This is a genomic window from Pseudomonas sp., assembly GCF_030147005.1.
Taxonomy (GTDB): domain Bacteria; phylum Pseudomonadota; class Gammaproteobacteria; order Pseudomonadales; family Pseudomonadaceae; genus Aquipseudomonas.
Window position 1 is genome coordinate 24175 of the sequence record NZ_JASLAW010000177.1, and the last position, 25696, is coordinate 49870.

A 25696-nucleotide genomic window follows, 5' to 3' on the forward strand; every position below is an offset into this window, starting at 1 on the left:
TGCTTGGTTTGTAAACCCTGCACACAAGTTTTGCCCAAGCGCTTGCTTGGGTAGCGGCCACGGCCTAAATTGCCCGCCAAGACGATAGTAGATATTAGGAACAGCAGTATGGATGACCGCCAAGCCCTGCAAGTGATGCGCACCCTGGTCGACGGTGGCCAATTGACCGACCCGGAGAGTGCACGGGGCAAGTTGCTGCAAACCGCGGCTCATCTGTTTCGCAACAAGGGCTTTGAGCGCACCACCGTGCGCGACCTGGCCGGCGCGGTGGGCATCCAGTCCGGCAGTATCTTTCATCACTTCAAGAGCAAGGACGAGATCCTGCGCGCGGTAATGGAAGAAACCATCCTCTACAACACCGCCATGATGCGGGCTGCGCTGGAGCAGGCGAGCACGCTGCGCGAGCGCGTGCTGGCGCTGATCCGCTGCGAATTGCAGTCGATCATGGGCGGCAGCGGCGAGGCGATGGCGGTGCTGGTGTACGAATGGCGTTCGTTGTCGGCCGAAGGTCAGGCCCAGGTCCTGGCCCTGCGCGACGTGTATGAGGACATCTGGCTGCAGGTACTGGGCGAAGCCAAGTCCGCCGGCTACATCAAGGGCGACGTGTTTATCACCCGGCGCTTCCTGACCGGCGCATTATCCTGGACCACCACTTGGTTGCGCACCCAAGGCAACCTCACACTCGAAGAACTGGCCGAAGAGGCCCTGCTGATGGTGCTCAAGGCGGACTGAGGCGCAAGCTATTAATTTGCTGGCGAAAAGTTGTCTCTCCAGGGAAAAACGCCTAGCTTAAAGCCATCATAAAATTCAACGGTGTGTGCCTAGATGTTTTCGCCATGGCGGCTGGCTGCAGGACTTACATTTTGGGCACTGGGCAGCGCGGGCTGGACGCAAGCCGGTGCGGCGCAGTTGGTGAGGGTTGGCGCGGCGCATTTTCCACCTTATACCGTGCGCCCCGAGCAAGGCGCCGATACCGGTTTGCTGCCGCAATTGGTCGAAGCGCTGAATGCCGTGCAACGCGACTATCAGTTCGTGCTGGTGCCCACCTCGATCCCACGGCGTTTTCGCGATTTCGAGCAAGGCCGGGTCGACATGGCGATCTTTGAAAACCCGTCCTGGGGCTGGACGAACGTCGCGCATGTCACTGTGGATATGGGGCTGGAGGACGCTGAAATCTTCGTCGCCGAGCGTGAACCCGGTCGCGACCAGAGCTTTTTCACCGACCTTGCCGGCAAGCGCCTGGCGATGTTCAGCGGTTATCACTACGCCTTCGCCCGCTTCAACCCCGACCCCAAATACCTGGCCGAACACTTCAACGCCACCTTGACGTATTCCCACGACAGCAACTTGTTGATGGTCGCTCGCGGGCGTGCCGATATCGCCCTGGTCACCCGTTCGTACCTGAGCGATTTCATGGCGCGTAACGCCGACATGGCGGGAAAATTCCTGGTGTCGGAGCGCATCGATCAGGTCTACCACCATTACGCCTTGCTACGGCCCCAGGCCCCGATCAGCGGGCCGGCGTTTGCCGGGTTGCTCAAGCGGCTGCGGGATGACGGTCAGATGCTGAAAATCTTCCAGCCGTATCGCATTGATCTAACGCCACTGCCCTGAAAACAACACCCAGATCCATATGAGGTCTGCGTTGTTTCTTTCAGAGCCTGCGCGCAAACGTATCGCTATGGTTGCCCGACACTTTGCGGCAGTGCACCAGCGCATCGCGAATCATGAAGTTGACCAGCGTCGGCGAAACCCCCAGCTCCTTGGCGATGTCCTTCTGCGGCACGCCATGCAGGCGATACATCTCGAAGGCATAGCGGGTGCGCTGCGGCAGGGCCGTCAGTGCGTCGGCGATGTTTTCCAGGGTGCTGAAATTGATGTGGGAGGTTTCCGGTGAAGCGCCGTGAATAACCACATTCAAGCCTTCCTCTTCGGTCCCGGAGTATTTGAGCTCCAGGGCCTGCTTGCGGTAATGATCGATCGCCAGGTTGCGCACGATCTGGAACAGATAACTCAATTGAGCCTTGAACGAAGAAGTGATCGTCGGCGCCGATTGCAGCCGGAAGTAGGCGTCCTGCACCACGTCCTCGGCACGGGAACGACAGCCGGTAATACGCGCTGCGATCTTCACAAGTATCAGTCGATTGTCGACGAAAGCTTGGAGAAGAGGTGAGTCGCACCTGCCTGTGGATACTTGTTCCGTCATGGAAATCACCTTACTGCAAATAGGTTAGGGGAGGGCGTCCGTGCTGAAGCCTCCTACACATCGGGCAACAAATTATGCTTAATGATAATGATTGTCAAATGAGAAGACGAACTAATCTTGTGCCTTCGGGCCGGGCGTGAACCACGTCTCGCTCGCTCCCTGCGACTAATTATTTGCCGGGGCCGTCCGTTCTTCTGGGTGACAGGTCCGTTAGCAAACGGCCAAGGATCAGCACCCGCAGGAGGGCGAAATGGGTTTTTATCGTGCACACAGCATGTTTGCGCTTGGAGTTCTCGAGTGATGAGTACGCCAACGCCGTTGCGCCTGTTTTGCCTGCCCCATTCAGGCGCCAGCGCCTCGGTCTACGTACGTTGGCGCCGGGTGCTGCCGGATTGGTTGCAGGTATGCCCGCTGGAACTGCCGGGGCGCGGGATGCGCATGGGCGAGCCGTTACAGCGCGATATCAAGGCCCTGGCGGCCCAACTCGCGGTTGAAATCAGCCGTGACCTGAATGGCCCTTACGCGTTGTTCGGCCACAGCCTCGGCGGCCTGCTGGCGTTCGAGCTGGCGCACGCATTGAACGCACGCAATGCGCCGGCCCCGCTGGCGCTGTTTGCCTCCGGCACTGCCGGCCCGGCGCGCCGCGATGTGAGCGAGTACGCCATCGAGAAGACCGACGAGCAACTGATCGCCCGCTTGCGTGAACTGCAGGGCACCGCCGAGGACGTCCTGGCCAATCATGAGTTGATGCAGTTGATGCTGCCGATCCTGCGCGCCGATTTCCTGCTGTGCGGCAGCTTCACCTACGGCGAGCGCGAGCCGCTGGGCGTGCCGATCCATGTGTTCGGTGGCAAGCAGGACAGCGTGCGCGCCGACCAATTGCTCGATTGGCAACTCGATGCCGCCAGCGGCTTTTCCCTGGACATGTTCGACGGTCATCACTTCTTCCTCGTGCAGCACGAAAGCGCCGTGCTGCGCTGTGTGCGCCGTTACGCCGACGCACACCTGGCGCGCTGGCGCAGTAGTGCGGCGCGGCAACGCGTCGCCGGCTGAATCTCACCGACTTTCCGTATTTCCCGTAAGCCGATTTCAGGCAGGAACCCCATCATGGACGCCTTCGAACTCCCCCGCACTCTGGTCCAGTCCCTTCAACGTCGTGCCGCCCGGACGCCGGACCAGATAGCCCTGCGCTTTTTGGCCGAGTCGGCCGAGCACAGCGTGGTGCTCAGCTACCGTGACCTCGACCAACGCGCCCGCACCATCGCCGCCGCCTTGCAAGCCGATACCGCGTTGGGCGAGCGCGCGGTGCTGTTGTTTCCCAGCGGCCCGGACTATGTCGCGGCGTTCTTCGGCTGCCTGTACGCCGGAGTGATTGCGGTGCCGGCCTACCCGCCGGAATCGACCAAACGGCATCACCAGGAGCGCTTGCTGTCGATCATCAGCGATGCCCAGCCGCGCCTGCTGCTGACCATCGCCAGCCTCAGCGATGGCCTGGCGCAGATTGAAAATGCACCCCCGGTCTTGAGTGTGGACACCCTCGACGCCCAGCTCGCCAACCGCTGGGTCGCCCCCGAGTTGCACCCCGACGACATCGCCTTCCTGCAATACACCTCCGGCTCCACCGCTCTGCCCAAGGGTGTGCAAGTCAGCCACGGCAACCTGGTGGCCAACGAAGTGCTGATCCGTCGCGGCTTTGGCATCGACCTCAATCCGGACGATGTAATCGTCAGCTGGCTGCCGCTTTACCACGACATGGGCCTGATCGGCGGCTTGCTGCAACCGATCTTCAGCGGCGTGCCGTGCGTGCTGATGTCGCCGGCCTACTTCCTGGCGCGGCCGTTGCGCTGGCTGGAAGCGATCAGCGAATACGGCGGCACCATCAGCGGTGGCCCGGATTTCGCCTATCGCCTGTGCAGCGAACGGGTCAGCGGGTCTGCCCTGCAGCGCCTGGACCTGAGCACCTGGCGCGTGGCCTATTCCGGCTCCGAGCCGATCCGCCTGGATACCCTGGAACGTTTTGCCGAAAAGTTCGCCGCCTGTGGCTTTACCTCGAACAATTTCTTCGCTTCCTATGGCCTGGCCGAAGCGACCTTGTTTGTCGCCGGGGGCCGCCGTGGCCAAGGCATTCCCGCGCTGCGCGTGGACACGCACGCATTGGCCGCCAACCGCGCCGAGCCGGGGCAGGGCAGTGCGATCATGAGTTGCGGCACCGCTCAGCCGGACCACGCGGTGCTGATCGCCGACCCCCACACGCTGAGCGAGTTGGCCGACAACTGTGTGGGCGAACTCTGGGCCAGCGGCCCGAGCATTGCCCATGGCTACTGGCGCAACCCCGAAGCCAGCGGCAAAACCTTTGTCCAGCACGCCGGCCGGGCCTGGTTGCGCACCGGCGACCTGGGGTTTATCCGTGACGGTGAGGTGTACATTACCGGGCGCTTGAAAGACCTGTTGATCGTACGCGGGCACAATTTGTACCCACAGGACATCGAGCAAACCATCGAGCGTGAGGTCGAGGTGGTGCGCAAGGGCCGGGTTGCGGCTTTTGCGGTGAATGACCAAGGCGAGGAAGGAATCGGCATTGCCGCGGAAATCAGCCGCAGCGTGCAGAAAATCCTGCCGCCTGAAGCGCTGATCAAGGCGATTCGCCAAGCGGTGGCCGAGGCCTATCAGCAAGCGCCGTGCGTGGTGCTGCTGCTCAACCCGGGCGCGCTGCCGAAAACCTCCAGCGGCAAAGTGCAACGGGCGGCGTGTGCGCTGCGCCATGCCGATGGCAGCCTCGACCGCTATGCGCAATTCCCCGACCCGCATACCCCGGCGAGTGCGCTGGCGCCGGAGTCTGCCCTGCAAAAGCAGATCGCCGCGATCTGGTGTGAGCAGCTGCAATTGGCAACGGTCGCCGCCGACGATCACTTTTTCCTGCTCGGCGGCAACTCCATCAGCGCCACCCAAGTGGTCGCGCGCTTGCGCGAAACCCTGGGCCTGGAACTGAACTTGCGCCTGTTGTTCGAAGCGCCCACCTTGCAGGATTTCGCCGCCGGCATCGCGCACCTGCAGCAGGACGGCGGCGTTGCACAAGGCGCGATGCATGCCCTGTCGCGCCAGGACGACCTGCCGCAATCCCTGGCCCAGAACCGCTTGTGGATCACCTGGCAACTGGACCCCCACAGCAGCGCCTATACCATCCCCGGCGCCCTGCGCCTGCGCGGCGAGTTGGACGAGGACGCGGTGCGCTCAAGCTTCCAGCAACTGATCCAGCGTCACGAAGCCCTGCGCACGCGGTTCTATGAGCGCGACGGCCAGGCGTTCCAGCGCATCGAGGCCAGCGTGGCGTTCGACCTGCACGTCATCGACCTCGGCGACCTGCCCGGCGCCGAGCGCGAAGCCCGCGCGCAACAGGTCCGCGAAGACCAGGCACGCATCCGGTTCGACCTGGAAAAAGGCCCGCTGCTGCGGGTGACCCTGGTACGCCTGGAGGCTGAAGACCACCAGTTGCTGGTGACCCTGCACCACATCGTCGCTGATGGCTGGTCGCTGAATATTCTGATCGACGAGTTCTCACGCCTCTACGCTGCAGCGTCCCAGGGCCAGGCCCTGACGTTGCCGCCACTGGCCCTGCAATACGCCGACTACAGCAGTTGGCAGCGCCAATGGCTGGCCGCCGGTGAAGGTCGGCGGCAGCTGGCCTACTGGAAGGCGACGCTGGGGGACGAGCACCCGAGCCTCAACCTGGTCACTGACCACCCGCGCTCGGCGCAGGCCCGCAACAGCGCCTCGCGGCATAGCGTGCGCCTGAGCACCCACCTGAGTGACGCGATTCGCCAGACCGCACAGGCCCATGAATCCACCCCGTTCATGTTGCTGCTGGCGGTGTTCCAGACCCTGCTGTATCGCTACAGCGGCCAGCGCGATATCCGCATCGGCGTGCCCAATGCCAATCGTCCGCGCCAGGAAACCCAAGGCCTGGTGGGTTTCTTCATCAACACCCTGGTGCTACGGGCCGAGCTCGACGGGCGCCTGCCGTTCAACCAGCTGTTGGCCGCAACGCGCCAGGCTGCCCTGGATGCCCAGGCGCATCAGGACCTGCCCTTCGAACAACTGTTGGAGGCCTTCCCCCAGGCGCGCGAACAGGGCTTGTTCCAGGTCATGTTCAACCATCAGCAACGTGACCTCAGCGCCCTGCGCCGCCTGCCGGGGATGCTCGCCGATGAACTGCCGTGGCACAGCCGTGAAGCCAAGTTCGACCTGCAATTGCACAGCGAAGAAGACCGCAATGGGCGCTTGAGCCTGGCTTTCGACTACGCCGATGAGCTGTACGACGGCGCAACCCTCCAGCGCCTGGCCGAGCATTACGTCAACCTGCTGCAAGCGGTTTGCGCGCAACCGCAGCAAGCCGTGGGCGAGCTGAAATTGACCGCAGTGGACGAGCAACACGCGTGGGGCCAGGCGCCCTGCGCGCCGGCCCAACAGTGGTTGCCCGAGTTGCTCAACCAGCACACCTCGGACGCCACCGCGCTGGTTTGGCAAGGCGCCAGCCTGAGCTTCGCCCAGCTGCATACCCAGGCCAACCGCCTGGCGCATTACCTGCGCGACAAAGGCGTCGGCCCGGATGTTTGCGTGGGCATTGCCGCCGAGCGTTCGCCACAATTGCTGATCGGCCTGCTGGCGATCATCAAGGCCGGTGGCGCCTATGTGCCGCTGGACCCGGATTACCCCACCGAACGCCTGGCCTACATGCTCAAGGACAGCGGCGTGCACCTGTTGTTGACGAAAACCTCATTGCTGGAACGGCTGCCGACGACCCCAGGCGTGTGCGTGATCGCCATGGACAGCCTGCACCTGGACAGTTGGCCGACCCAGCCACCGGGCCTGCACCTGCACGGCGACAATCTCGCTTATGTGATCTACACCTCCGGCTCCACCGGCCAGCCCAAGGGCGTGGGCAATACCCACGCGGCGCTGGCCGAGCGCTTGCAGTGGATGCAGGCCACCTATCAACTGAACGCCAGCGACGTGCTGATGCAAAAGGCGCCGATCAGTTTCGATGTGTCGGTATGGGAGTGCTTCTGGCCGCTGATCACCGGTTGCCGTCTGGTGCTGGCCGGCCCTGGCGAGCATCGTGACCCGCATCGCATCGCACAATTGGTGCAGGAACATGGCGTGACCACGCTGCACTTCGTGCCGCCGCTGTTGCAGCTGTTTATCGATGAACCACTGGTGGCTGAATGCACCCGCCTGCGACGCCTGTTCTGCGGCGGCGAAGCCTTGTCCGCCCAATTGCGCGACCGCGTACTGGCACGGCTGCCGGCGGTGCAATTGCACAACCGTTATGGCCCGACCGAAACCGCGATCAACGTCACCCATTGGCATTGCACGGTGGCGGACGGCGAGCGCTCGCCGATTGGTCGGCCCCTGGGCAATGTGATCTGCCGGGTGCTGGACGAACAGCTCAACCCGCTGCCGGCCGGCGTACCCGGTGAGTTGTGCATCGGCGGCATCGGCCTGGCGCGTGGTTACCTCGGCCGTGCGGGGCTCACCGCCGAACGCTTTGTCGCCGACCCGCTGGGCGAGGCCGGGGCGCGTCTGTATCGCACCGGTGACCGTGCGCGTTGGAGCCTGGACGGCGTGCTTGATTACCTCGGCCGTCTCGATCAGCAGGTCAAGCTGCGCGGCTTTCGGGTGGAACCGCAGGAAATCGAAGCGCGCATGCTGGCTGTGGAGGGCATCGCCCACGCCGTGGTGCTGGTGCGTGACGACCAGTTGATCGGTTACTACACCGCCCCTGCCGAACTGGATGCACAGGCGGTAAAAACCGCACTGGCCGCCCAACTGCCCGAGTACATGGTGCCCGCCCACCTGATGCATCTGGCCGCCATGCCCTTGAGCCCAAGCGGCAAACTCGACCGCCGCGCACTGCCGGAGCCCGTGCGGCAAACCCGCGAACACGTCGACCCCGAGACGCCGCTGCAACAGCAAATTGCGGCGATCTGGCGCGACGTGCTCGGCCTGCCACGTATCGGCCTGGGCGACGACTTTTTCGCCCTGGGCGGCCACTCGTTGCTGGCCACCCAAATCATCTCCCGCACCCGCCAGGCCTGCGACGTCGAACTGCCATTGCGCACACTGTTCGACGCCAGCGAACTGGGCGATTTCGCCGCCCACGTGGGCCTGATCCAAGCGTCGGGCCAACGCAACCAACAGACCGCAATCGCCAGGGTCGACCGCAGCGTGCCGGTGCCGCTGTCCTATTCCCAGCAACGCATGTGGTTCCTCTGGCAGATGGAACCGCACAGCCCGGCCTATAACGTCGGTGGTATGGCGCGCTTGCGCGGCGTGCTGGACGTGGGGCGTTTCGAGGCGGCGTTGCAGGCCTTGATCATGCGTCATGAAACCCTGCGCACCACGTTCCCGAGCGTCGATGGCGTGGCCTGCCAAAAGGTCTCGCCACAGACCGGCCTGCGCATGGGCTGGCAGGACTTCTCGGCACTCAATGAAGCCGAGTGCCGGCAGCGTTTGCAGCAAGTGGCTGATCAGGAGGCGCATACGCCCTTCAACCTGGAAAGCGGGCCGCTGCTGCGCGTCTGCCTGGTCAAGGCCGGCGACCAGGAACATTACCTGGTGCTCACCCTGCACCACATCGTTACCGAAGGCTGGGCCATGGACATCTTTGCCCGTGAACTCAGTGCCCTGTACGAAGCCTTCATCGACGAGCGCGACTCACCGCTGGCGCCGCTGCCGGTGCAGTACCTGGACTACAGCGTGTGGCAACGCCAGTGGCTGGAATCGGGCGAGCGCCAACGTCAGCTGGATTACTGGACCGCCCAACTGGGCAGCGAACATCCGCTGCTGGAACTGCCCGGCGACCGCCCACGCCCAGCGGTGCAAAGTCATCGGGGCGAGCTGTACCGCTTCGGCCTGAGCGATGAACTGGCCGCCCGCGTACGCGCCTTCAACGCCAGGCATGGCCTGACTCTGTTCATGACCATGACCGCGACCCTGGCCGTGTTGCTCTACCGCTACAGCGGCCAGACCGACCTGCGCATCGGCGCGCCGGTGGCCAACCGAATTCGTCCGGAAAGCGAAGGGCTGATCGGCGCGTTCCTCAATACCCAGGTGTTGCGTTGCCAACTCAATGGGCAGATGAGTGTCGCGCAGTTGTTCGAGCAGGTGCGTCACACCGTGATCGAAGGCCAGTCCCATCAGGACCTGCCGTTCGATCATCTGGTGGAGGCGCTGCAACCGCCGCGCAGCGCGGCGTATAACCCACTGTTCCAGGTGATGTGCAACGTGCAGCGCTGGGAGTTCCAGCAAAGCCGCCAACTGGCCGGCATGACCGTTGAGTACCTGGCCAACGATGCCCGCGCCACCAAGTTCGACCTCAACCTGGAAGTCACCGACCTCGACCATCGCCTGGGCTGCTGCCTGACCTACAGCACCGATCTGTTCGACGAACCGCGCATTGCACGCATGGCCGAGCATTGGCGCAACCTGTTGGAAGCCTTGATCGACAACCCGCAACAGCGCCTCAGCGAATTGCCGTTGTTGACGGCCACCGAGCAGCGCGCCTTGCAGGACAGCCTGGGCGTCGAAGCCGGTGAGCATCGCCTCGACCAGTGCATTCACCCACTGTTCAGCGGACGGGCGCGTGAGCGTGGCGATGCACCGGCGCTGACCTTTGCCGGTGAAACCCTCAGCTATACCCAACTCGATGCCCGCGCCAATCGCCTGGCCTGGATGCTGCGCGAGCGCGGCGTCGGCCCGCAGGTGCGGGTCGGCCTGGCGCTGCCGCGTTCGCTGGAGATGGTCATCGGCCTGCTGGCGATCCTCAAGGCCGGCGGCGCCTACGTGCCCCTGGACCCGGAATACCCGCTGGACCGACTGCATTACATGATCGAAGACAGCGGCATCGGCCTGCTGCTCAGCGATGCGGCAATGTTCCAGGCCCTCGGCGAACTGCCGCAAACGCTGGCGTGCTGGTGCCTGGAAGAGGACTCGGCCAAGCTGGAAAATTACCCGGCCGGCGAGCTGCCCTTTATCAGCCTGCCGCAACACCAGGCGTACCTGATCTACACCTCCGGCTCCACCGGCAAGCCCAAAGGCGTGGTGGTGTCCCATGGTGAAATCGCCATGCATTGCCAGGCCGTGATCGAGCGTTTCGGCATGCGCCCGGACGATTGCGAACTGCACTTTTATTCAATCAACTTCGACGCCGCCACCGAGCGCTTGCTGGTGCCGTTGCTCAGCGGTGCGCAGGTGGTGTTGCGTGCCCAGGGCCAGTGGGACGCGCAAGACATCTGCGCGCTGGCCCGCACCCATCGCGTGAATATTCTCGGGTTTACCCCCAGCTACGGCAGCCAGTTGGCGCAGTGGCTGGCAACGCAAAATCAAACCCTGCCGGTGCGCATGTGCATCACCGGCGGCGAAGCATTGACCGGCGAGCACCTGCAGCGCATTCGCGGGGCCTTCCAGCCGGAGGTGTTCTTCAACGCCTATGGCCCGACCGAAACCGTGGTGATGCCACTGGCCAGCCTGGCGCCGGAGCACCTGGAGGAGGGCGCCGCCAGCGTGCCGATCGGCAGCATCATCGGCGAGCGCGTGGCGTACATTTTCGACGCCGACCTGGCCCTGGTGCCACAAGGCGCGACCGGCGAGTTGTACATCGGCGGCGCAGGCCTGGCCCAGGGCTATCACCAGCGCCCAGGCATGACGGCGGAACGTTTTGTCGCCGACCCGTTCACTACGAATGGTGGCCGCCTGTACCGCACCGGCGACCTGGTGCGCCAGCGTGCCGACGGGCGGGTGGAATACCTGGGGCGTATCGACCATCAGGTGAAGATTCGCGGTTTCCGCATCGAATTGGGCGAGATCGAAACCCGCCTGCTGGAGCATCAAGCCGTGCGTGAGGCGGTGGTGCTGGCGCTGGATTCGCCGAGCGGCAAACAGTTGGTGGCGTACCTGGCCAGCGATGCGGAGCACGATGCTTTGCGCGACGCGGTGAAGGCGCACCTCAAGGCGCACTTGCCGGATTACATGGTGCCCGCCCATGTGATCGTGCTCGACAGCATGCCGCTGACCGCCAACGGCAAACTCGACCGGCACGCCTTGCCGCAGCCGGACCCCGAGGCCAATCGCCAACAGTACGTGGCGCCCCGCAACGCGCTGGAGCAAACCCTGGCAGCGATCTGGTGCGCGGTGCTGAACGTGCGGCAAGTCGGCCTGGACGATAACTTCTTTGAGCTGGGCGGCGATTCGATCCTGTCGATCCAGGTGGTCAGCCGTGCGCGGCAGGCGGGTATTCATTTCAGCCCGCGTGACCTGTTCCAGCATCAAACCGTGCACAGCCTGGCCGCCGTCGCCACGCGTGCCGAGCAGGTCAGCGCCGAGCAAGGCGTGCTCACCGGCCGTTCGGGCCTGACGCCGATCCAGCATTGGTTCTTCGACAGCGACATTCCGGCGCGTCAGCACTGGAACCAGGCGCTGCTGCTCAAGCCGCTGCAACTGCTCGACCCGCATCGCCTGGAGCAAGCCCTGCTGGCGGTGCTGGAACATCACGACGCGCTGCGCCTGAGCTTTACCGAACGCGATGCCCAGTGGCACGCCGAGCACCTGGCCGTGCCGCAAGGCGGTGTGCTGATGCAGGCGCAGGTGCGCGACATGGACCACTGCGCCGCGCTGTTCACCGACACCCAGCGCAGCCTCGACCTGCAACACGGCCCGCTGCTGCGCGCCTTGCTGGTAGACGGCCCGCAAGGCGCGCAGCGCCTGCTGATTGCCATCCATCACCTGGTGGTGGATGGCGTGTCGTGGCGCGTGTTGCTCGAAGACCTGCAAACCGTTTATCGCCAATTGAGCGAAGGCCAGTCCGTCAGCCTGCCGGCCAAGACCAGCGCCTTGCGCGATTGGGCGGCGCGCTTGCAGGCCTATGCCCATAGCGAATCCCTGCGCGAAGAATTGAGCCTGTGGCAAGCGCAGTTGGCCGGCCCGGCGCTGGCGTTGCCGGTGGACCGTCCCCACGGCGCCCTGCGCAATCGTGACGCCGAAACGCTCAGCGTGCGCCTGGATGTCGAGCGCACTCGGCAGTTGCTGCAACAAGCGCCGAGCGCTTACCGCACCCAGGTCAACGACCTGTTGCTGACCTCCCTGGCTCGCGTGCTGTGCCGCTGGAGCGGTCACGAGTCGGCATTGATTCAACTGGAAGGCCACGGCCGTGAAAGCCTGTTCGATGAGATCGACCTCACGCGCAGCGTCGGCTGGTTCACCAGTGCGTATCCGTTGCGCCTGACCCCGCAAGCGGAGCAGGGCGATTCGATCAAGGCGATCAAGGAGCAACTGCGCGGCGTACCGCATAAAGGCCTTGGCTACGGCGTGCTGCGCTACCTGGCGGACGACCTGTGCAAACGCACCCTGGCGGCGCTGCCTAGCGCTGCCATTACCTTCAATTATCTTGGCCAGTTCGACCAGAGCTTCGGCGCCGATGCGCTGTTCCATCCGCTGGACGAGCCCGCCGGCCTTGCACACGACCCAGACGCACCGCTGCCCAACGAGCTGAGTGTCGACAGCCAGGTGTACGGCGGCGAATTGGTGCTGCGCTGGACCTTCAGCCGCGAACGCTATGATCAGCAGACGATCCGCGAACTGGCCGAGGCGTATCTGGCCGAGCTGCACAGCCTGATCGCCCATTGCCTCACGGACGGTGCCGGTGGCCTCACGCCGTCCGACTTCCCACTGGCACCGCTGACCCAGGCGCAACTGGACAGCTTGCCGGTACCGGCCGGCGCCATCGAAGACGTCTACCCGCTGACCCCGATGCAAGAGGGCCTGCTGCTGCACACCCTGCTGGAACCGGGCACCGGCCTGTATTACATGCAGGACCGCTACCGCATCGACAGCGCTCTGGACCCCGAGCGTTTCGCCGAGGCCTGGCAACGGGTGATCGCCCGCCACGAAGCCTTGCGCGCCTCGTTCTGCTGGAACATCGGCGAAGACATGCTGCAAGTGATCCACAAACCGGGCAGCACGCCGATTGACTACCTGGACTGGAGCGCCGACCCCGAGAGCGAGCACGAGCCGCGCCTGCAAGCCTTGCTCAAGGCCGAGCGCGAAGCCGGGTTCGATCTGCTCAACCGGGCGCCGTTCCACCTGCGTCTGATCCGCGTGGGCGAGGCGCGCTACTGGTTCATGATGAGCAACCACCACGTTCTCATCGATGCCTGGTGCCGTTCGCTGCTGATGAATGACTTCTTCGAAATCTACAGCGCGCTGGGCGAAGGGCGCGACGCGCAACTGGCCACGCCGCCGCGCTACCGCGACTACATCGCCTGGCTGCAACGCCAGGACCTCAACGAAGCGCGCCAGTGGTGGCGGCACAACCTGCAAGGTTTGGAGCGCACCACGCCGATCCCGAGCGACCGGCCGTTTCTGCGCGAACATGCAGGCCACAGCGGCGGCATGGTGGTGGGCGACTGTTACACCCGCCTGGATGCGCATGATGGCGCGCAATTGCGCGAGCTGGCCCAGGCTCATCAGCTCACCGTCAACACCTTCGCCCAGGCGGCGTGGGCGCTGGTGCTGAGGCGCTTGAGCGGAGATCGCGACGTGCTGTTCGGCGTTACCGTGGCCGGGCGTCCGGTGGACATGCCCGAGATGCAACGCACCGTGGGCCTGTTTATCAACAGCGTCGCCCTGCGCGTGAAGCTGCCCGAGGATGACCAGCGATGCAGCGTGCGCCAGTGGTTGAGCGGCTTGCTCGACAGCAATATGCAACTGCGCGAGTACGAATACCTGCCGCTGGTGACTATTCAGGAACACAGCGAACTGCCCAAGGGCCAGCCGCTGTTCGACAGCCTGTTCGTGTTCGAAAACGCCCCGGTGGACATCTCGGTGCTCAGCCATGCGCAAAGCCTGAATGCCACCTCGGACTCCGGCCGTACTCACACCAACTTCCCGCTGACCGCCGTGTGCTATCCCGGCGATGACCTGGGCTTGCACCTGTCCTACGACCAGCGCTACTTCGATGAAACCACCGTGCAAGGCATGCTCGGCGAGTTCAAGCGCCTGTTGCTGGCGCTGGTGCAGGGCTTCCATGGCGAGATGGCCGACTTGCCGCTGATCGGTGAACAGGAGCGCGAGTTCCTGGTGGACGGCTGCAACCAGAGCGAACGCGACTACCCGCTGGCGCGCAGCTATATCGAGTTGTTCGAGGAGCAGGTAGCGCGGCATCCGCAGCGTATCGCCGCCAGTTGCCTTGACCGGCAATGGAGCTATGACGAGTTGAACCGGCGCAGTAACGGCCTGGGGCATGCGCTGATTGCTGCCGGTGTCGGCCCGGACCAACCGGTGGCCCTGCTGGCCGAGCGTAACCTGGAGTTGCTCGGCATGATCATCGGCAGCTTCAAGGCCGGCGCCGGTTACTTGCCTCTGGACCCCGGCCTGCCGGGATCGCGCCTGAGCCGCATCATCGACCTGAGCCGCACGCCCTTGCTGGTGTGCACCGAAGCGAGCCGCGAACAGGCCGTCGAACTGCTCGAAGGCGTCGACTGCCAATTGCTGGTGTGGGAGGAAATCCCCGCCCGTGGCGAGAACCCTGGCCTCTACAGTGCCCCGAACAACCTCGCCTACGTGATCTACACCTCGGGCTCCACCGGCCTGCCCAAAGGCGTGATGGTCGAACAGCGCGGCATGCTCAACAACCAATTAAGCAAGGTGCCGTACCTGCAACTGAGCGACGCTGACGTGATCGCGCAGACCGCTTCGCAAAGTTTCGATATTTCCGTGTGGCAGTTCCTTGCCGCGCCGCTGTTTGGCGCACGGGTGGATATCGTGCCGAACGCCTTTGCTCATGATCCCCAGGGCTTGCTGGCCCACGTCCAGGCACAGGGCATCACCGTGCTGGAAAGCGTGCCTTCGCTGATCCAGAGCATGCTTGCCCAGGACCCCATCCGCCTCGACGGCCTGCGCTGGATGCTGCCGACCGGTGAAGCGATGCCGCCGGAACTGGCGCGCCAATGGCTGCTGCGCTACCCGCAGATCGGCTTGGTCAATGCTTACGGCCCGGCGGAATGCTCGGACGATGTGGCGTTCTACCGCGTCGACCTGGCCTCGACCCGTGGCACCTACCTGCCGATCGGTACGCCCACTGACAACAACCGTTTGTACCTGTTGGACGGCGCACTGCAGTTGGTGCCCCAAGGGGCTGTCGGGGAACTGTGCGTGGCCGGCACCGGTGTCGGTCGTGGCTACGTCAGCGACCCGTTGCGCACCGCACCGGTGTTTGTGCCGAACCCGTTCGGCGCACCGGGCGAGCGGCTGTACCGCACCGGCGACCTGGCACGTCGGCGCACTGACGGCGTGCTGGAGTATGTCGGGCGTATTGACCACCAGGTGAAGATTCGCGGCTACCGCATCGAACTGGGTGAAATCGAAGCGCGCCTGCACGAGCAGCCCGAGGTGCGTGATGCGGCGGTCGGCGTGCAGGAGGGCGTCAACGGCAAGCACCTCGTCGGTTACCTCGTCGCCGCCGATAACACCCTGAACCCAGGCGAGCGCCTGGACCGCATCAAGCAACGCCTGCGCGCCGAACTGCCGGAGTACATGGTGCCGCTGCACTGGCTGTGGCTCGAGCGCCTGCCGCTCAACGCCAACGGCAAACTCGACCGCAAGGCCCTGCCGGGCCTGGAGATCGGCCAGTTGCACAGCCACGATTACCTGGCGCCGCGTAATGACCTGGAAACCACCCTGGCCGCGATCTGGGCCCAAGTGCTGAAAGTCGAACGGGTAGGGGTGCAGGACAACTTCTTCGAATTGGGCGGGCACTCATTACTGGCCACCCAGATCGCTTCACGCGTACAGAAAACCTTGCAGCGCGATGTGCCGCTGCGGGCGATGTTCGAGTGCAGCACGGTGGCGGAGTTGGCCGAGTATATCGAGGGGGTGGCGGGCAATGAGATCAGTGCCGAGAAGGTGGATCGGTTGAGTGATTTGATGGCGCAGTTGGAGGGGCGTTGAGCTGACCGCTCATCGAAAATGACCGATTGTGTCGGCAGAACTGTGAGTTTTGACAGTAGGAAAACTCCTGATTCAAGCGTTAGATAAATCCAGTTCCTGGCCTCATGGCCAACTCAGATGACCATCTTACGCTGGACAGGAGTCTTACCATGGCTAGAAAGATCGCTCCGAAAAGTACATCTTCTGCTCAAGCCGTAAGCATTGCGTTACCACCGCAAACAGAGGCGCTGGAAGTAGTGCAATTGCCTGACCCAATCATTGAGTTCGCAGCGAACAACAATCTGCTGTATCCCATAGATGCAATCAACGGTACAACAGCGACGTTGACACTGCCGCCGGGGGCCACCGACGTCAAGTTTTACATGGCTATCAAGGGGCAGAATGAGCCAGCCTTCGAGCCCTTTTCCGTGGCAAACGGGGTTAAAGTCGTCGATATCCCGGCGCAACTGATCAGTTACTGCATCGGCCACACCGTACTTTTCAGCTACAGAGCCATTGTGGGAGGTCGTGTACAGGAATCCAACACGCTTGAGTTGGCAGTCCAGCAAATCAGAGAGGAACACTTAGTTGTATCAAGGCCGAAGTTTGCTCACTCCAAGGAGGAGTTGCCGAACACCTGGCGGCTGAGAATATCGAAGCTGGAGGGCGGCGATGAAACTGTCGAAATCAAGGCCTGGCCGATGATCTACCCGGGCCAGCGTCTATTTGTCACAGTGGCCGGAAATCAGCATGTCGTGCCGTACCGCTTCATCTGGGTGGCACTGGATCATGTAGTGCAGGCCCATGAGGCTTATGAAGGCCACGTTTTCGAGTTTGCTCTCTCACGACACTGGTTATCGAGACTGGACGACTATTCGACGATCACCGCCCATTCAGGTGTCATTTGGGATACCACGGCCCCTGTGTATCCTGCGCCTGGTGATCCGCTGTATGAAAACCCGCTTCCTGTTAACGCAGAGGACTTCCATCTGCGCACCAGCTCGGCGGTGCTGGTCGATACGACACTGGTTCTGAACTCGCCGCACTTGCTTGAGTCGGTGGAGCATCCTGCTGGTCACTGGCAGGTCAATCCGGTCAACACCGTCAATGGAGGGCATGCCATTGTTAGTTATGACGGCATGTTCGAAAATGACCATGTCTGTGCCTATGCGTCAGGCCCTGATTATGGGCCGGTAGCCCTGGGCTGCAAGGACGTGAGTAAGGGGCAGACCAGCCTGTCATTCGATGTTGCCCCGCACATCATTGCAGCGCTGTTCAACAAGACGATGGTGTTGAACTACAGTGTTCAGTTCAGCGATTATCAACCGCAGAGTTCTCTCCCTCGCCCGGTGAAAGTGCTTGCTCCGCAACTGACCTTGCCGTGTATTGAAGAAGCGACAGTGGGCATCGTTGATCTCAATACTTTTACTGGTAATGCCACCGGTGTGGTACCCATTTGGGACTACGCACAGGAGGGTGAATGTTGCTGGATGTGGGTGAGCGGAACATGTGAAGACGGTAGCGACTACCGGTTCGACGTATTACGCGATCAGCCTCTCACTGCCCAATGGCTGGCCAATGGTGTTAACGCGCCTATTGCGCGCAATGAATTGAAGAAGTTTGCCGATTGCAAAAACTTTGAGCTGCATTTTGCCGCGAGCTTTTATGGCAAGTGTAATCGGGCAACCGCCTTCGAGTTTCCGGTGCGGGTATTTTCGATCAGCCAGCAGTACCTGGTGTTGAATGCTCCGACAGTCACCGAAGCGGTGGGCAGCGAGTTAACTCCGTGGAACGGGAAAAAGGGCGTGCATGTGGAGGCGGCGTACGAGGGACGTCAATCCAGCCACCAGCACACTGCCCAATGGTGCCTGGAAGGGGAGGACAACTGCTGGTCACTGCCCTTGCAGAAGAATACGTCCTGCCCGGTCACTTTTCTTGCATCCCGCGAACAGGTAATCACCAGCTTCCGCAAAACGGCACTGATCACTTATACCGTGATCAACGCCTGCAGGCAGATGGTGTCCGAGACACTTGAGTTGCAGGTCGGTGAGCCACTCATGCAGAGGCGCCCTCGCCCAGTGGTGAAACAGGCCACTGGCGGCATCTTGGATCTGCGTACTTTTCCTGGGAAGGATGCAGAAGTTATCGTCAAAAGTACCGATGCCGATGTCGATTGGGCGTGGTGGTTTTTCATGGTAGGGCATTTCGCGATGATGACACTTGAGGGAACTGCGGAAGATGGCTCTCCGATCACACTGTCGATTATGGCGAGGCTCCTCGAAAGCGGTGATAGGGACGGATTGTCGTGTCTGATTCCACATTCTGATTTAGAGAAGTTAAAACGTAGTACGTCGATCACCCTTAACTTTTCGCATTTCATAGGCTCAGATCCGGCCGCAAGCGTTGAGATCGATTTTCAGCCGTTGACGTTGGCGTTCACTAAAGCGCTTTATGACCTCACGGATTTTGACCCATCCGGCAAAGGCTGGAATGGTTGGGAGAGAGGCGCAGGCGCAGCAGACCCCAGAGATCTGGCATTGAGAAATGATCCATTTGGCGGCCGGACGGGTTACTGGTTGCGTGATTACAGTTATACAGATACATCCGACCCTGTTACTGAGAGCGAGAAAATGTTTAAGATTTTCACCGATCTGGAATCGGGGCGCTCATATCGCTTCTCGGCCTTGGTCTGTAATAGCAGTGGACAAGGCGCTAACCCGCGCGTTGCGCTGGCCGTTGACAGAAAAAAAATAACCAGTGAGATAGAGCCTCCTGCAACAAGCTGGCAGACACTTGAAGGGGTATTCGTAGCTACCTCAAGCACCGCGAGACTCAGTGTTAATAATCACAGAATGGGCTATCAAGTCGGTAACGACTTTGGGGTGACTTTGCTTAAACTGGAAGAAGTCTAACAATAGTTAACCGAGGTGGATCAAGCAATAAGGCCTTCGATGTTTGGAGGCCTTATCCATAACGTATGTGCGTTACTTATTTGGGTCCCAGTATCTTCACCAACTTATCCGGCGACGGCGCCCCCTGCTGTTGCTGCAACCCACCCTTGTCATCCAGATAGAAAATCGCCGGCGTCGCCGACAACTCCAGCTCCTCCATCAACTTCATGTTCCCGTCGAGCTTTGCTTCGATATCCGCCGGGATTTTGGACAGCGCCTGCAACTTGCTGGCCTTGCCAGCGCCTTCGTGTTCTTCCAGGGCTTTTTGTGGGTCTTTGGCGGCGAACAGCGCGGCGGATTTGCCTGGGCTGTCTTCGCGGATAATGCCGACCATGATATGACGCAACTGCACCTTGCCGGCCTTCACCCACGGCCGTGCCTGTTCCCAGAACATGTTGCAGTACGGGCAGTTGGGGTCGCTGAACAGGTAGACGATGCGTGGCGCATTTTTATCGCCGTCCTGGATCCAGCTGCTCTTTTCCATCTTGGCCCAGACTTCCTTGGACATCGGCGCGTACACCAGTTTTTCCAGGGGCGCGCTGCTCAGGTCATTGCCCTGAGCGTCGTACAGGTTGCCGGCGATCACGTTTTTGCCGTCGGCGGTCAGGTACAGCGCCATGCCGCGGCTCTGATACTGCGCGGCGTAGCCGGTGAGGCCGCTGGGGGCGTCGAATTTGCCGAGGATCTTGGCGCCCTTGGCTTCGATCTGTTTGATCGGGGCCGGCCAGTCTTCGGCCTGGGCCAGGGTGGCTGTCACGCTGAGTGACAAGAAGGTCAGCGGCAACAGAGTCAGCAGGTGGCGGAGGCGAGGCATGTCGGTTTCCTTGTTGTGGCGGTGTCGAAGGGTTCCATGGCACGGGCCAGGCTGGCTTGGGACAGTTCGCCGAGGTGGCTGTTGATCAGGCGCCCGTCGGCTGTATAAAACAATGTGGTGGGCAAGGCCATCGAGCCTACTGCCTGGCCGAGGCGACCGCTGGCGTCGAACAACACGTTGTTAAGGTTCAGGCCCTGGGTGGCCAGGTACGTGCTGACGCTTTGCATGCTTTCGGCCTGGTTGACGAACAGGAAGGTGACGTCCGGGCGTTGGTGTTGCGCGCGTTCCAGCACCGGCATTTCCCGACGGCACGGCGGGCACCAGGTGGCCCAGAGGTTGATCACCAGCGGGCCGCCTTTGTAGTCGGCCAGTTGCACCACATTACCGTTGGCATCGCGCAAGGTGATGTCCGGCAGTTGCGAACCTTTGTCGTAGAGGTTCAGGGACAGGCTGGCCATCCCCCAGAACACCAGGCCGCTGATCACCCCGGCACTCAGTGGCTTGCGCAAGGCCGGGCGCCGCCAGCCGTAGGCCAGCGCACCGAGCACCAGGGCGATAACACCGGGCCAGGCGAGAAAACCGCCGTCGCGCAGGTCGACCATCTGCAGCCAGTCGCTACGGTATTCGTCCCAGTACATCAGTACAAAGCTGACGCGAGCGGCCAGCATGCCCAGCAGGAACAGGCTGAACAGCACCGATTCGGGGTTTTCACCGCCACGTTTGGCCACGCGCCAGCCCACCAGGGTGGCGAGAATCAGCGCACTGATCAGCAGGATGTGATTCAGGGCGATGGCGAAGGTGCCGATGGTGAGGGTCAGCATCAAAGCGCGTCTCGAGTGTGCGTCCAGCGTTGCAGGAAGGCGGCGGCATCCACTTCGCCGGTGATGCGATGGGCACGACGTTCTTCACCGTCCGGGCCGATCCATACAAAGCTCGGTGGCCCAGGCACTTTATAGCGGCCAAGCAGCTCGCGGCTGGCGGTGTTATCGGCGGTCACGTCCAGGCGCAGCAGCCGCACGTCTTTCAAGGCATCCATCACCTCGGGTTTGCCGAACACCTGTTTTTCCATGATTTTGCACGACACGCACCAGTCGGCGTAGTAGTCCACCAGCACCCATTGGCCCTGAGCCTTGGCGCTGTCGAGCTGGCTTTGCAGCGCGGCCGGGTCGTTGATGGTGATGAACCCATCGTGAGCGCCGGTCGTGGCAGCGACCCGCGAGCCGCTGTAAACCTTCAGCGGTTGCCACAGCTCATCGCTGCCGGCGGCCGCGCCCACCACCAGTATCGCGCCCCACAGGCCCAGCACCAGGGAGCCGGCGCCAAGCACCTTGGCGGCCAGGCCGTATTCACGGGCCAGCGTCCAGCCGCAATAGGCCATGACCAGCGCCAATGCGCCCCACAGGCCGATCCACAGGCTTTCGCCGACCACCGGGCGAATCATCAGCACGGCGGTGCCGAGGAACAGGAAGCCGAAGATGCCCTTGAGCACATTCATCCAGGTGCCCGGCTTGGGCAGGAAACGGTTGCCCACGGTGACCAGCAGCAACAACGGGATACCGATGCCGATGCCCATGGCGAACAGGATCAGGCCACCGTGCAGCGCATTGCCGCTCTGGGCGATATACAGCAGGGCGCCGGCCAGGGGCGCGGTCATGCACGGGCCCACCAGCAGGCCGGACAATGCACCGAGAATACCGGCGCCGATCAGGCTGCCTCCGCTTTGCTTGCGGCTGACGTTGTCGAGGCGGTCGCGCAGGAAGGCCGGCAGTTGCAGTTCAAAGAAGCCGAACATCGGCAGAGCGAGCACCACGAACAACGCGGCGAAACTGCCGAGGATCCACGGGGTTTGCAGCAGCGCGGCAAGATTGCCGCCGAGCAATGCGGCCATCACGCCCAGCGCGGCATACACCAGTGCCATGCACACTACGTAGCTGCTGGCCAAGGCAAAGCCGCGACGCGGGCTGGCGCCGCTGCCCACCACCAGACCGGCAAGAATCGGCAGCATCGGCAACGAACAAGGGGCAAACGCCAGCAACAGACCCAGGCCGAAAAAGATCAGCAGGCTCCAGCCCAGGCTGCGCTGTTGCAGGCCGCTGGCCAGGCTCTCGTCCTGGGCCTGGGCGGTGGCCGCCGCCGCCGGATTGCCGCCCAGGTCCACGGTGATCGATTGCGGCGGATAGCACAGACCTGCATCGGCGCAGCCCTGCCAGCCCAGTTTGACCTGGCCGGTGGTGCCGGCCGGAAGCTTCACTTCCAGGCCCTGGCGGTACACTTGCTGTTCGCCGAAGAACTCATCGCTATGGGCTTCACCCTGGGGCAGCACGGGCTTCTCGGCCAGGCCGTCGAATTTCATGCGCTGCTGGTAGAGGTAATAACCGTCGGCAATCTGCCAATACAGCTGGGTCTCGCCACTTTCAAGACGCTCGGAGGTAAAGGTGAAGGCTTTGCCCACCGGGAGAAAATCGGGTTTGGTTTCGAAAGGGTTGCCCGGCGCGGCCTGGGCGAGTCCCGCGAACAACACCAGCAGAAAGGTAAATAGATGCCGCATGGTCCAGCCTTAGTTCGATGCAAGTGAGGCACACAATGTGTGGCGTTGATTAACCGATGATTAACCGAGCGCTATTCTAGAGTGTAGGAGTTATCTGGTGTTGCGAACGTTGGCGGCATAATGCGCGCTTAATCCATGCCTTTTCTAATCACCCGCATCTTTCATGAAGGGTTCAGCATGCACGTACTGGTCTGTGAAGACGACGAACTGATCGCCAGCGGCATCGTGGCCGGCCTCACCGCTCAGGGCTTCACGGTCGAGCGCGTGGGCACGGCCGCGGCGGCCAGGGCGATGCTCAGGGCGGCGACCTTCGACATCATGGTGCTCGACCTCGGCCTGCCCGACGAAGACGGCCTGAAACTGCTGCAACAACAGCGCAGCCAGGGCCTGGAAATTCCGGTGTTGATCCTCACCGCGCGCGACTCGGTGACCAATCGCGTCGACGGCCTGCAGGCGGGTGCCGACGATTACCTGCTCAAACCCTTCGACCTGCGCGAACTCGCCGCCCGTCTGCAAACCCTGCTGCGCCGAGTGGCGGGGCGCAGCGTCAACCTGATCGAACATGGCCGCCTGGCGTATGACCCCAGCAGTCGCGAGACTTTCCTGGGCGGCCAGCCGGTGGACCTGTCGCGCCGTGAGCAAGCGCTGTTGCAGGCCTTGCTGCACAACAAGGGCCGCGTGCTGTCCAGTGAGCAGCTCAAGGACAGTATCTATGGGTTCAGCGACGAACTGGAAAGCAACGCGCTGAACGTGCACATCCACCACCTGCGGCGCAAATTGGGCAATGGCATCGTCGAGACCGTACGCGGCCTCGGCTATCGCCTGGGCCCGGCCGATGCGGGAGAGGATGCTTCGTGATGAGCCTGCGCCTGCGCCTGACGTTCAAGCTCGGCGCTGCTTTTGTGTTGATCTGGGCCCTCGCGGCGGCCTGGATGCTCAACGATCTGCGCAACCAGATGATGTTTTCCCTCGACCAGCGACTGGTTGCCTCGGCGCGCATGGTGGCCGGGCTGACCGAACAGATGCCGGGCCTGGCCAGCATCGGCGGTGGCACCCATTTGCGCACCGAACAACTCAACGTACCTGGGGGCATGGCCTGCCAGGTCAGTTCCTTGCGCGGTGAAATCCTGGCGCGCAGCCATACCACGCCGGATGAAGGATTGGAGTCGCGCAAGAGTGGTTTTCGCGACCAGATTATCGATGGCGTGGGGTGGCGCAGCTTCACCCTGTCCCGTGGCGACCTGCTGATCACCACGGCTGACCGTCAGGTGGAGCGTGAGGCGCTGAACCTGTCGATCCTGCTGGCGGCCTCGGTGCCGGTCGGCGTGGCCTTGCTGGGGTGCCTGTGCTTGCTCTGGCTGGGCATCGGCCAGAGTCTTGTGCCGCTCAATCGCATGCGTGACGCGTTGATGCGCCGCAGCGCCGATTCCCTTGAACCGTTGCAGATCCACCCGCTGCCCAGCGAACTCAAGCCGTTGCTCGACACCCAGAACCAACTGTTGCAACGCATCGCCAAGACCATCGAGCGCGAGCGCCGCCTGACCGGCGACGCCGCCCATGAACTGCGCAGCCCGCTGACGGCGATCAAGACCCACCTGCAAGTGGCCCGCATGACCGAGGGCGCGGCCCGTGATCAGTCCCTGGCCCATGCCGAGGAAGGCGCCGACCGTTTGCATCGCACCCTGGAACAGCTGTTGCTGCTGGCACGGGTGGAGGGCAGCTTGTCGTTCGACGATGGCTTGCAGTCCAGCGCCGAGGAAGTCGCCAGGCTGGCGATCCAGGATGCCCACGCCGGGGACAATTCGCGCATCGACCTGATTTTGGCGGACGGCCTCGCCGGCACTCCGGTGGAGATGCCCGTGGGCCTGGCCGTCGCAGCCTTGCGCAACCTGCTGGATAACGCCTTGCGCCACACCCCGGCCGACACCCGAGTGGAGCTGAGGGTGTTTTCCACGGCTGACAACGTGGTATTTCACGTGCGTGACCATGGCCCGCAGATTTCCAGCGAAGACCTGCAATACCTCACCCAACGCTTCTGGCGCAATGGCAGCAGTGAAGGCTGTGGCCTGGGCCTGGCGATCGTGCAAGCGATCGTCCAGCGCTGCTCTTGTTCGTTGAAGTTCGACAGCCAGGCCGATGGCCTGCGGGTTGAATTGGGCATGCCGTTGCGACGCTGATTGCTTTTCTGCAAGTGCCAAATAATTACCGCCCGCCTGACATTCAAGCCTTCAGGATGGCGGTAATTTTTTTGCGCTTGAAAGGGCCGAATGATTCGGCCCGTATTGAAAAGGACGGATCTCATGTTGGTCATCGATACCAGTTTCCCTGCCAAGGACTTCAACGAACGTAACGGCGAGCCCGTGGGACAGGTGATTCTGCATTACACCGCGGCGCCGTTTAAATCGTCCTTGCGCACCCTGACGCAGAACGGGGTCAGCGCTCACTATCTGCTGCCCGATCCCAATGAACCCGCCTACCGCGCCGCCGGCTATGACGAACTGCGCGTGTTTCGCCTTGTGCGCGAAGACAAGCGCGCCTGGCATGCCGGGGCGAGCCATTGGGGCGGGCGGGATAACCTCAACAGCCGCTCGATCGGCATCGAAATCGTCAACCTGGCACGCGATGACAAAGGTGTGTTCACCTTCCCGGCGTATGGCGAGGAACAGGTGCGGGTTCTGATTACGTTGGTGTGCGACATTCTCGAGCGCTACCCGCACATCGGGCCGGTCGATATTCTTGGTCATTCGGATGTGGCGTACTGGCGCAAAAGTGACCCGGGGCCTCGACTGCCCTGGCGGTGCCTGCATGAGGCCGGGGTAGGGGCCTGGTTTGACGAGGCGACCCGAGCGATGTACCAACGTCGATTTTGCATGGGGTTGCCGCCGGAGGTGGAGATAGAGCGGGCGTTTCAGCGCTATGGGTACAAACCGGCGTGGAATCGCCAGGCCTTCGAACAGCGGACCCGGGCGTTTCAGATGCACTTTCGGGCGCGGGATTATGGCGGCCTGCTGGATGCCGAGACCTGCGCGATTCTGTATGCACTGAATGAAAAATACCGCGGGCTTTGACGCTGAACGCGGTTCAAAAATAGGGGGCCTGCCGTGGCGAGGGAGCTTGCTCCCGTTCGACAGCGCAGCTGGAGCCGGCTTTTTTGTGGGGGCGCTTCGCACCCCAGCGGGAGCAAGCTCCCTCGCCAC

12 protein-coding genes are annotated in these 25696 nt (G+C 62.5%); 8 read left to right on the forward strand and 4 right to left on the reverse strand.

Translation table 11 applies throughout. The annotated features are described in order from the left end of the window. Window positions 1-108: 108 nt before the first annotated feature. Complete coding sequence (locus Q1V60_RS16745) at window positions 109-732, forward strand: TetR/AcrR family transcriptional regulator (protein WP_300632480.1); 624 nt, start codon at window positions 109-111, stop codon at window positions 730-732. A gap of 93 nt (window positions 733-825) precedes the next feature. Next, the gene (locus Q1V60_RS16750; protein ID WP_300632483.1) at window positions 826-1614 is read left to right on the forward strand and encodes a transporter substrate-binding domain-containing protein; all 789 of its coding nucleotides are present in this window, start codon (window positions 826-828) and stop codon (window positions 1612-1614) included. Between the two features lie 40 nt (window positions 1615-1654). On the opposite strand, the gene Q1V60_RS16755 is transcribed toward Q1V60_RS16750, so the two are convergent. Then, complete coding sequence (locus Q1V60_RS16755) at window positions 1655-2206, reverse strand: RNA polymerase factor sigma-70 (RefSeq protein ID WP_300632486.1); 552 nt, start codon at window positions 2204-2206, stop codon at window positions 1655-1657. A 300-nt stretch (window positions 2207-2506) separates the two neighbouring features. On the opposite strand from Q1V60_RS16755, the gene Q1V60_RS16760 reads away from it, so the two are divergent. The 3 genes from Q1V60_RS16760 (at window position 2507) to Q1V60_RS16770 (ending at window position 19098) form a co-directional block, all read left to right on the forward strand. After that, window positions 2507-3259, forward strand: coding sequence for an alpha/beta fold hydrolase (locus Q1V60_RS16760; RefSeq protein ID WP_300632489.1), 753 nt, complete (start codon window positions 2507-2509; stop codon window positions 3257-3259). Window positions 3260-3310: 51 nt separating this feature from the next. Beyond that, window positions 3311-16207, forward strand: a complete 12897-nt coding sequence (locus Q1V60_RS16765; RefSeq protein WP_300632514.1) for a non-ribosomal peptide synthetase — start codon at window positions 3311-3313, stop codon at window positions 16205-16207. A 149-nt stretch (window positions 16208-16356) separates the two neighbouring features. Further along, the gene (locus Q1V60_RS16770; RefSeq protein WP_300632492.1) at window positions 16357-19098 is read left to right on the forward strand and encodes a hypothetical protein; all 2742 of its coding nucleotides are present in this window, start codon (window positions 16357-16359) and stop codon (window positions 19096-19098) included. A gap of 76 nt (window positions 19099-19174) precedes the next feature. On the opposite strand, the gene dsbG is transcribed toward Q1V60_RS16770, so the two are convergent. From dsbG to dsbD, 3 genes are read right to left on the reverse strand one after another with little or no spacing between them, the layout of a single operon-like run. Next, on the reverse strand, window positions 19175-19951 hold the full coding sequence (gene dsbG / locus Q1V60_RS16775; RefSeq protein WP_300632495.1) for a thiol:disulfide interchange protein DsbG: 777 nt from the start codon (window positions 19949-19951) through the stop codon (window positions 19175-19177). Beyond that, entirely contained in the window at window positions 19927-20772 is an 846-nt protein-coding gene (locus Q1V60_RS16780) for a TlpA disulfide reductase family protein (RefSeq protein ID WP_300632498.1), read from the reverse strand. Before Q1V60_RS16780 ends, dsbG begins: the two co-directional genes overlap by 25 nt. Continuing rightward, window positions 20772-22499: a protein-disulfide reductase DsbD gene (dsbD, locus tag Q1V60_RS16785; protein WP_300632501.1), complete on the reverse strand. Its 1728-nt coding sequence runs from the start codon at window positions 22497-22499 to the stop codon at window positions 20772-20774. Before dsbD ends, Q1V60_RS16780 begins: the two co-directional genes overlap by 1 nt. 177 nt (window positions 22500-22676) lie before the next feature. Between dsbD and Q1V60_RS16790 the strand changes: the two genes are divergently transcribed. From Q1V60_RS16790 to Q1V60_RS16800, 3 genes are all read left to right on the forward strand, one after another. Further along, on the forward strand, window positions 22677-23357 hold the full coding sequence (locus Q1V60_RS16790; RefSeq protein ID WP_300632516.1) for a response regulator: 681 nt from the start codon (window positions 22677-22679) through the stop codon (window positions 23355-23357). Next, on the forward strand, window positions 23357-24676 hold the full coding sequence (locus Q1V60_RS16795) for an ATP-binding protein (protein WP_300632503.1): 1320 nt from the start codon (window positions 23357-23359) through the stop codon (window positions 24674-24676). Before Q1V60_RS16790 ends, Q1V60_RS16795 begins: the two co-directional genes overlap by 1 nt. A gap of 123 nt (window positions 24677-24799) precedes the next feature. Continuing rightward, entirely contained in the window at window positions 24800-25567 is a 768-nt protein-coding gene (locus Q1V60_RS16800) for an N-acetylmuramoyl-L-alanine amidase (RefSeq protein ID WP_300632506.1), read from the forward strand. Window positions 25568-25696 lie beyond the last annotated feature (129 nt).

What these genes read in the sequence shown, in the direction of transcription:
- Q1V60_RS16745 (WP_300632480.1), top strand. Translation starts at nt 109, where the DNA reads ATGGATGACCGCCAAGCCCTGCAAGTGATGCGCACCCTGGTCGACGGT.
- Q1V60_RS16750 (WP_300632483.1), top strand. Translation starts at nt 826, where the DNA reads ATGTTTTCGCCATGGCGGCTGGCTGCAGGACTTACATTTTGGGCACTG.
- Q1V60_RS16755 (WP_300632486.1), bottom strand. Translation starts at nt 2,206, where the DNA reads ATGACGGAACAAGTATCCACAGGCAGGTGCGACTCACCTCTTCTCCAA.
- Q1V60_RS16760 (WP_300632489.1), top strand. Translation starts at nt 2,507, where the DNA reads ATGAGTACGCCAACGCCGTTGCGCCTGTTTTGCCTGCCCCATTCAGGC.
- Q1V60_RS16770 (WP_300632492.1), top strand. Translation starts at nt 16,357, where the DNA reads ATGGCTAGAAAGATCGCTCCGAAAAGTACATCTTCTGCTCAAGCCGTA.
- dsbG (WP_300632495.1), bottom strand. Translation starts at nt 19,951, where the DNA reads ATGCCTCGCCTCCGCCACCTGCTGACTCTGTTGCCGCTGACCTTCTTG.
- Q1V60_RS16780 (WP_300632498.1), bottom strand. Translation starts at nt 20,772, where the DNA reads ATGCTGACCCTCACCATCGGCACCTTCGCCATCGCCCTGAATCACATC.
- dsbD (WP_300632501.1), bottom strand. Translation starts at nt 22,499, where the DNA reads ATGCGGCATCTATTTACCTTTCTGCTGGTGTTGTTCGCGGGACTCGCC.
- Q1V60_RS16790 (WP_300632516.1), top strand. Translation starts at nt 22,677, where the DNA reads ATGCACGTACTGGTCTGTGAAGACGACGAACTGATCGCCAGCGGCATC.
- Q1V60_RS16795 (WP_300632503.1), top strand. Translation starts at nt 23,357, where the DNA reads ATGAGCCTGCGCCTGCGCCTGACGTTCAAGCTCGGCGCTGCTTTTGTG.
- Q1V60_RS16800 (WP_300632506.1), top strand. Translation starts at nt 24,800, where the DNA reads ATGTTGGTCATCGATACCAGTTTCCCTGCCAAGGACTTCAACGAACGT.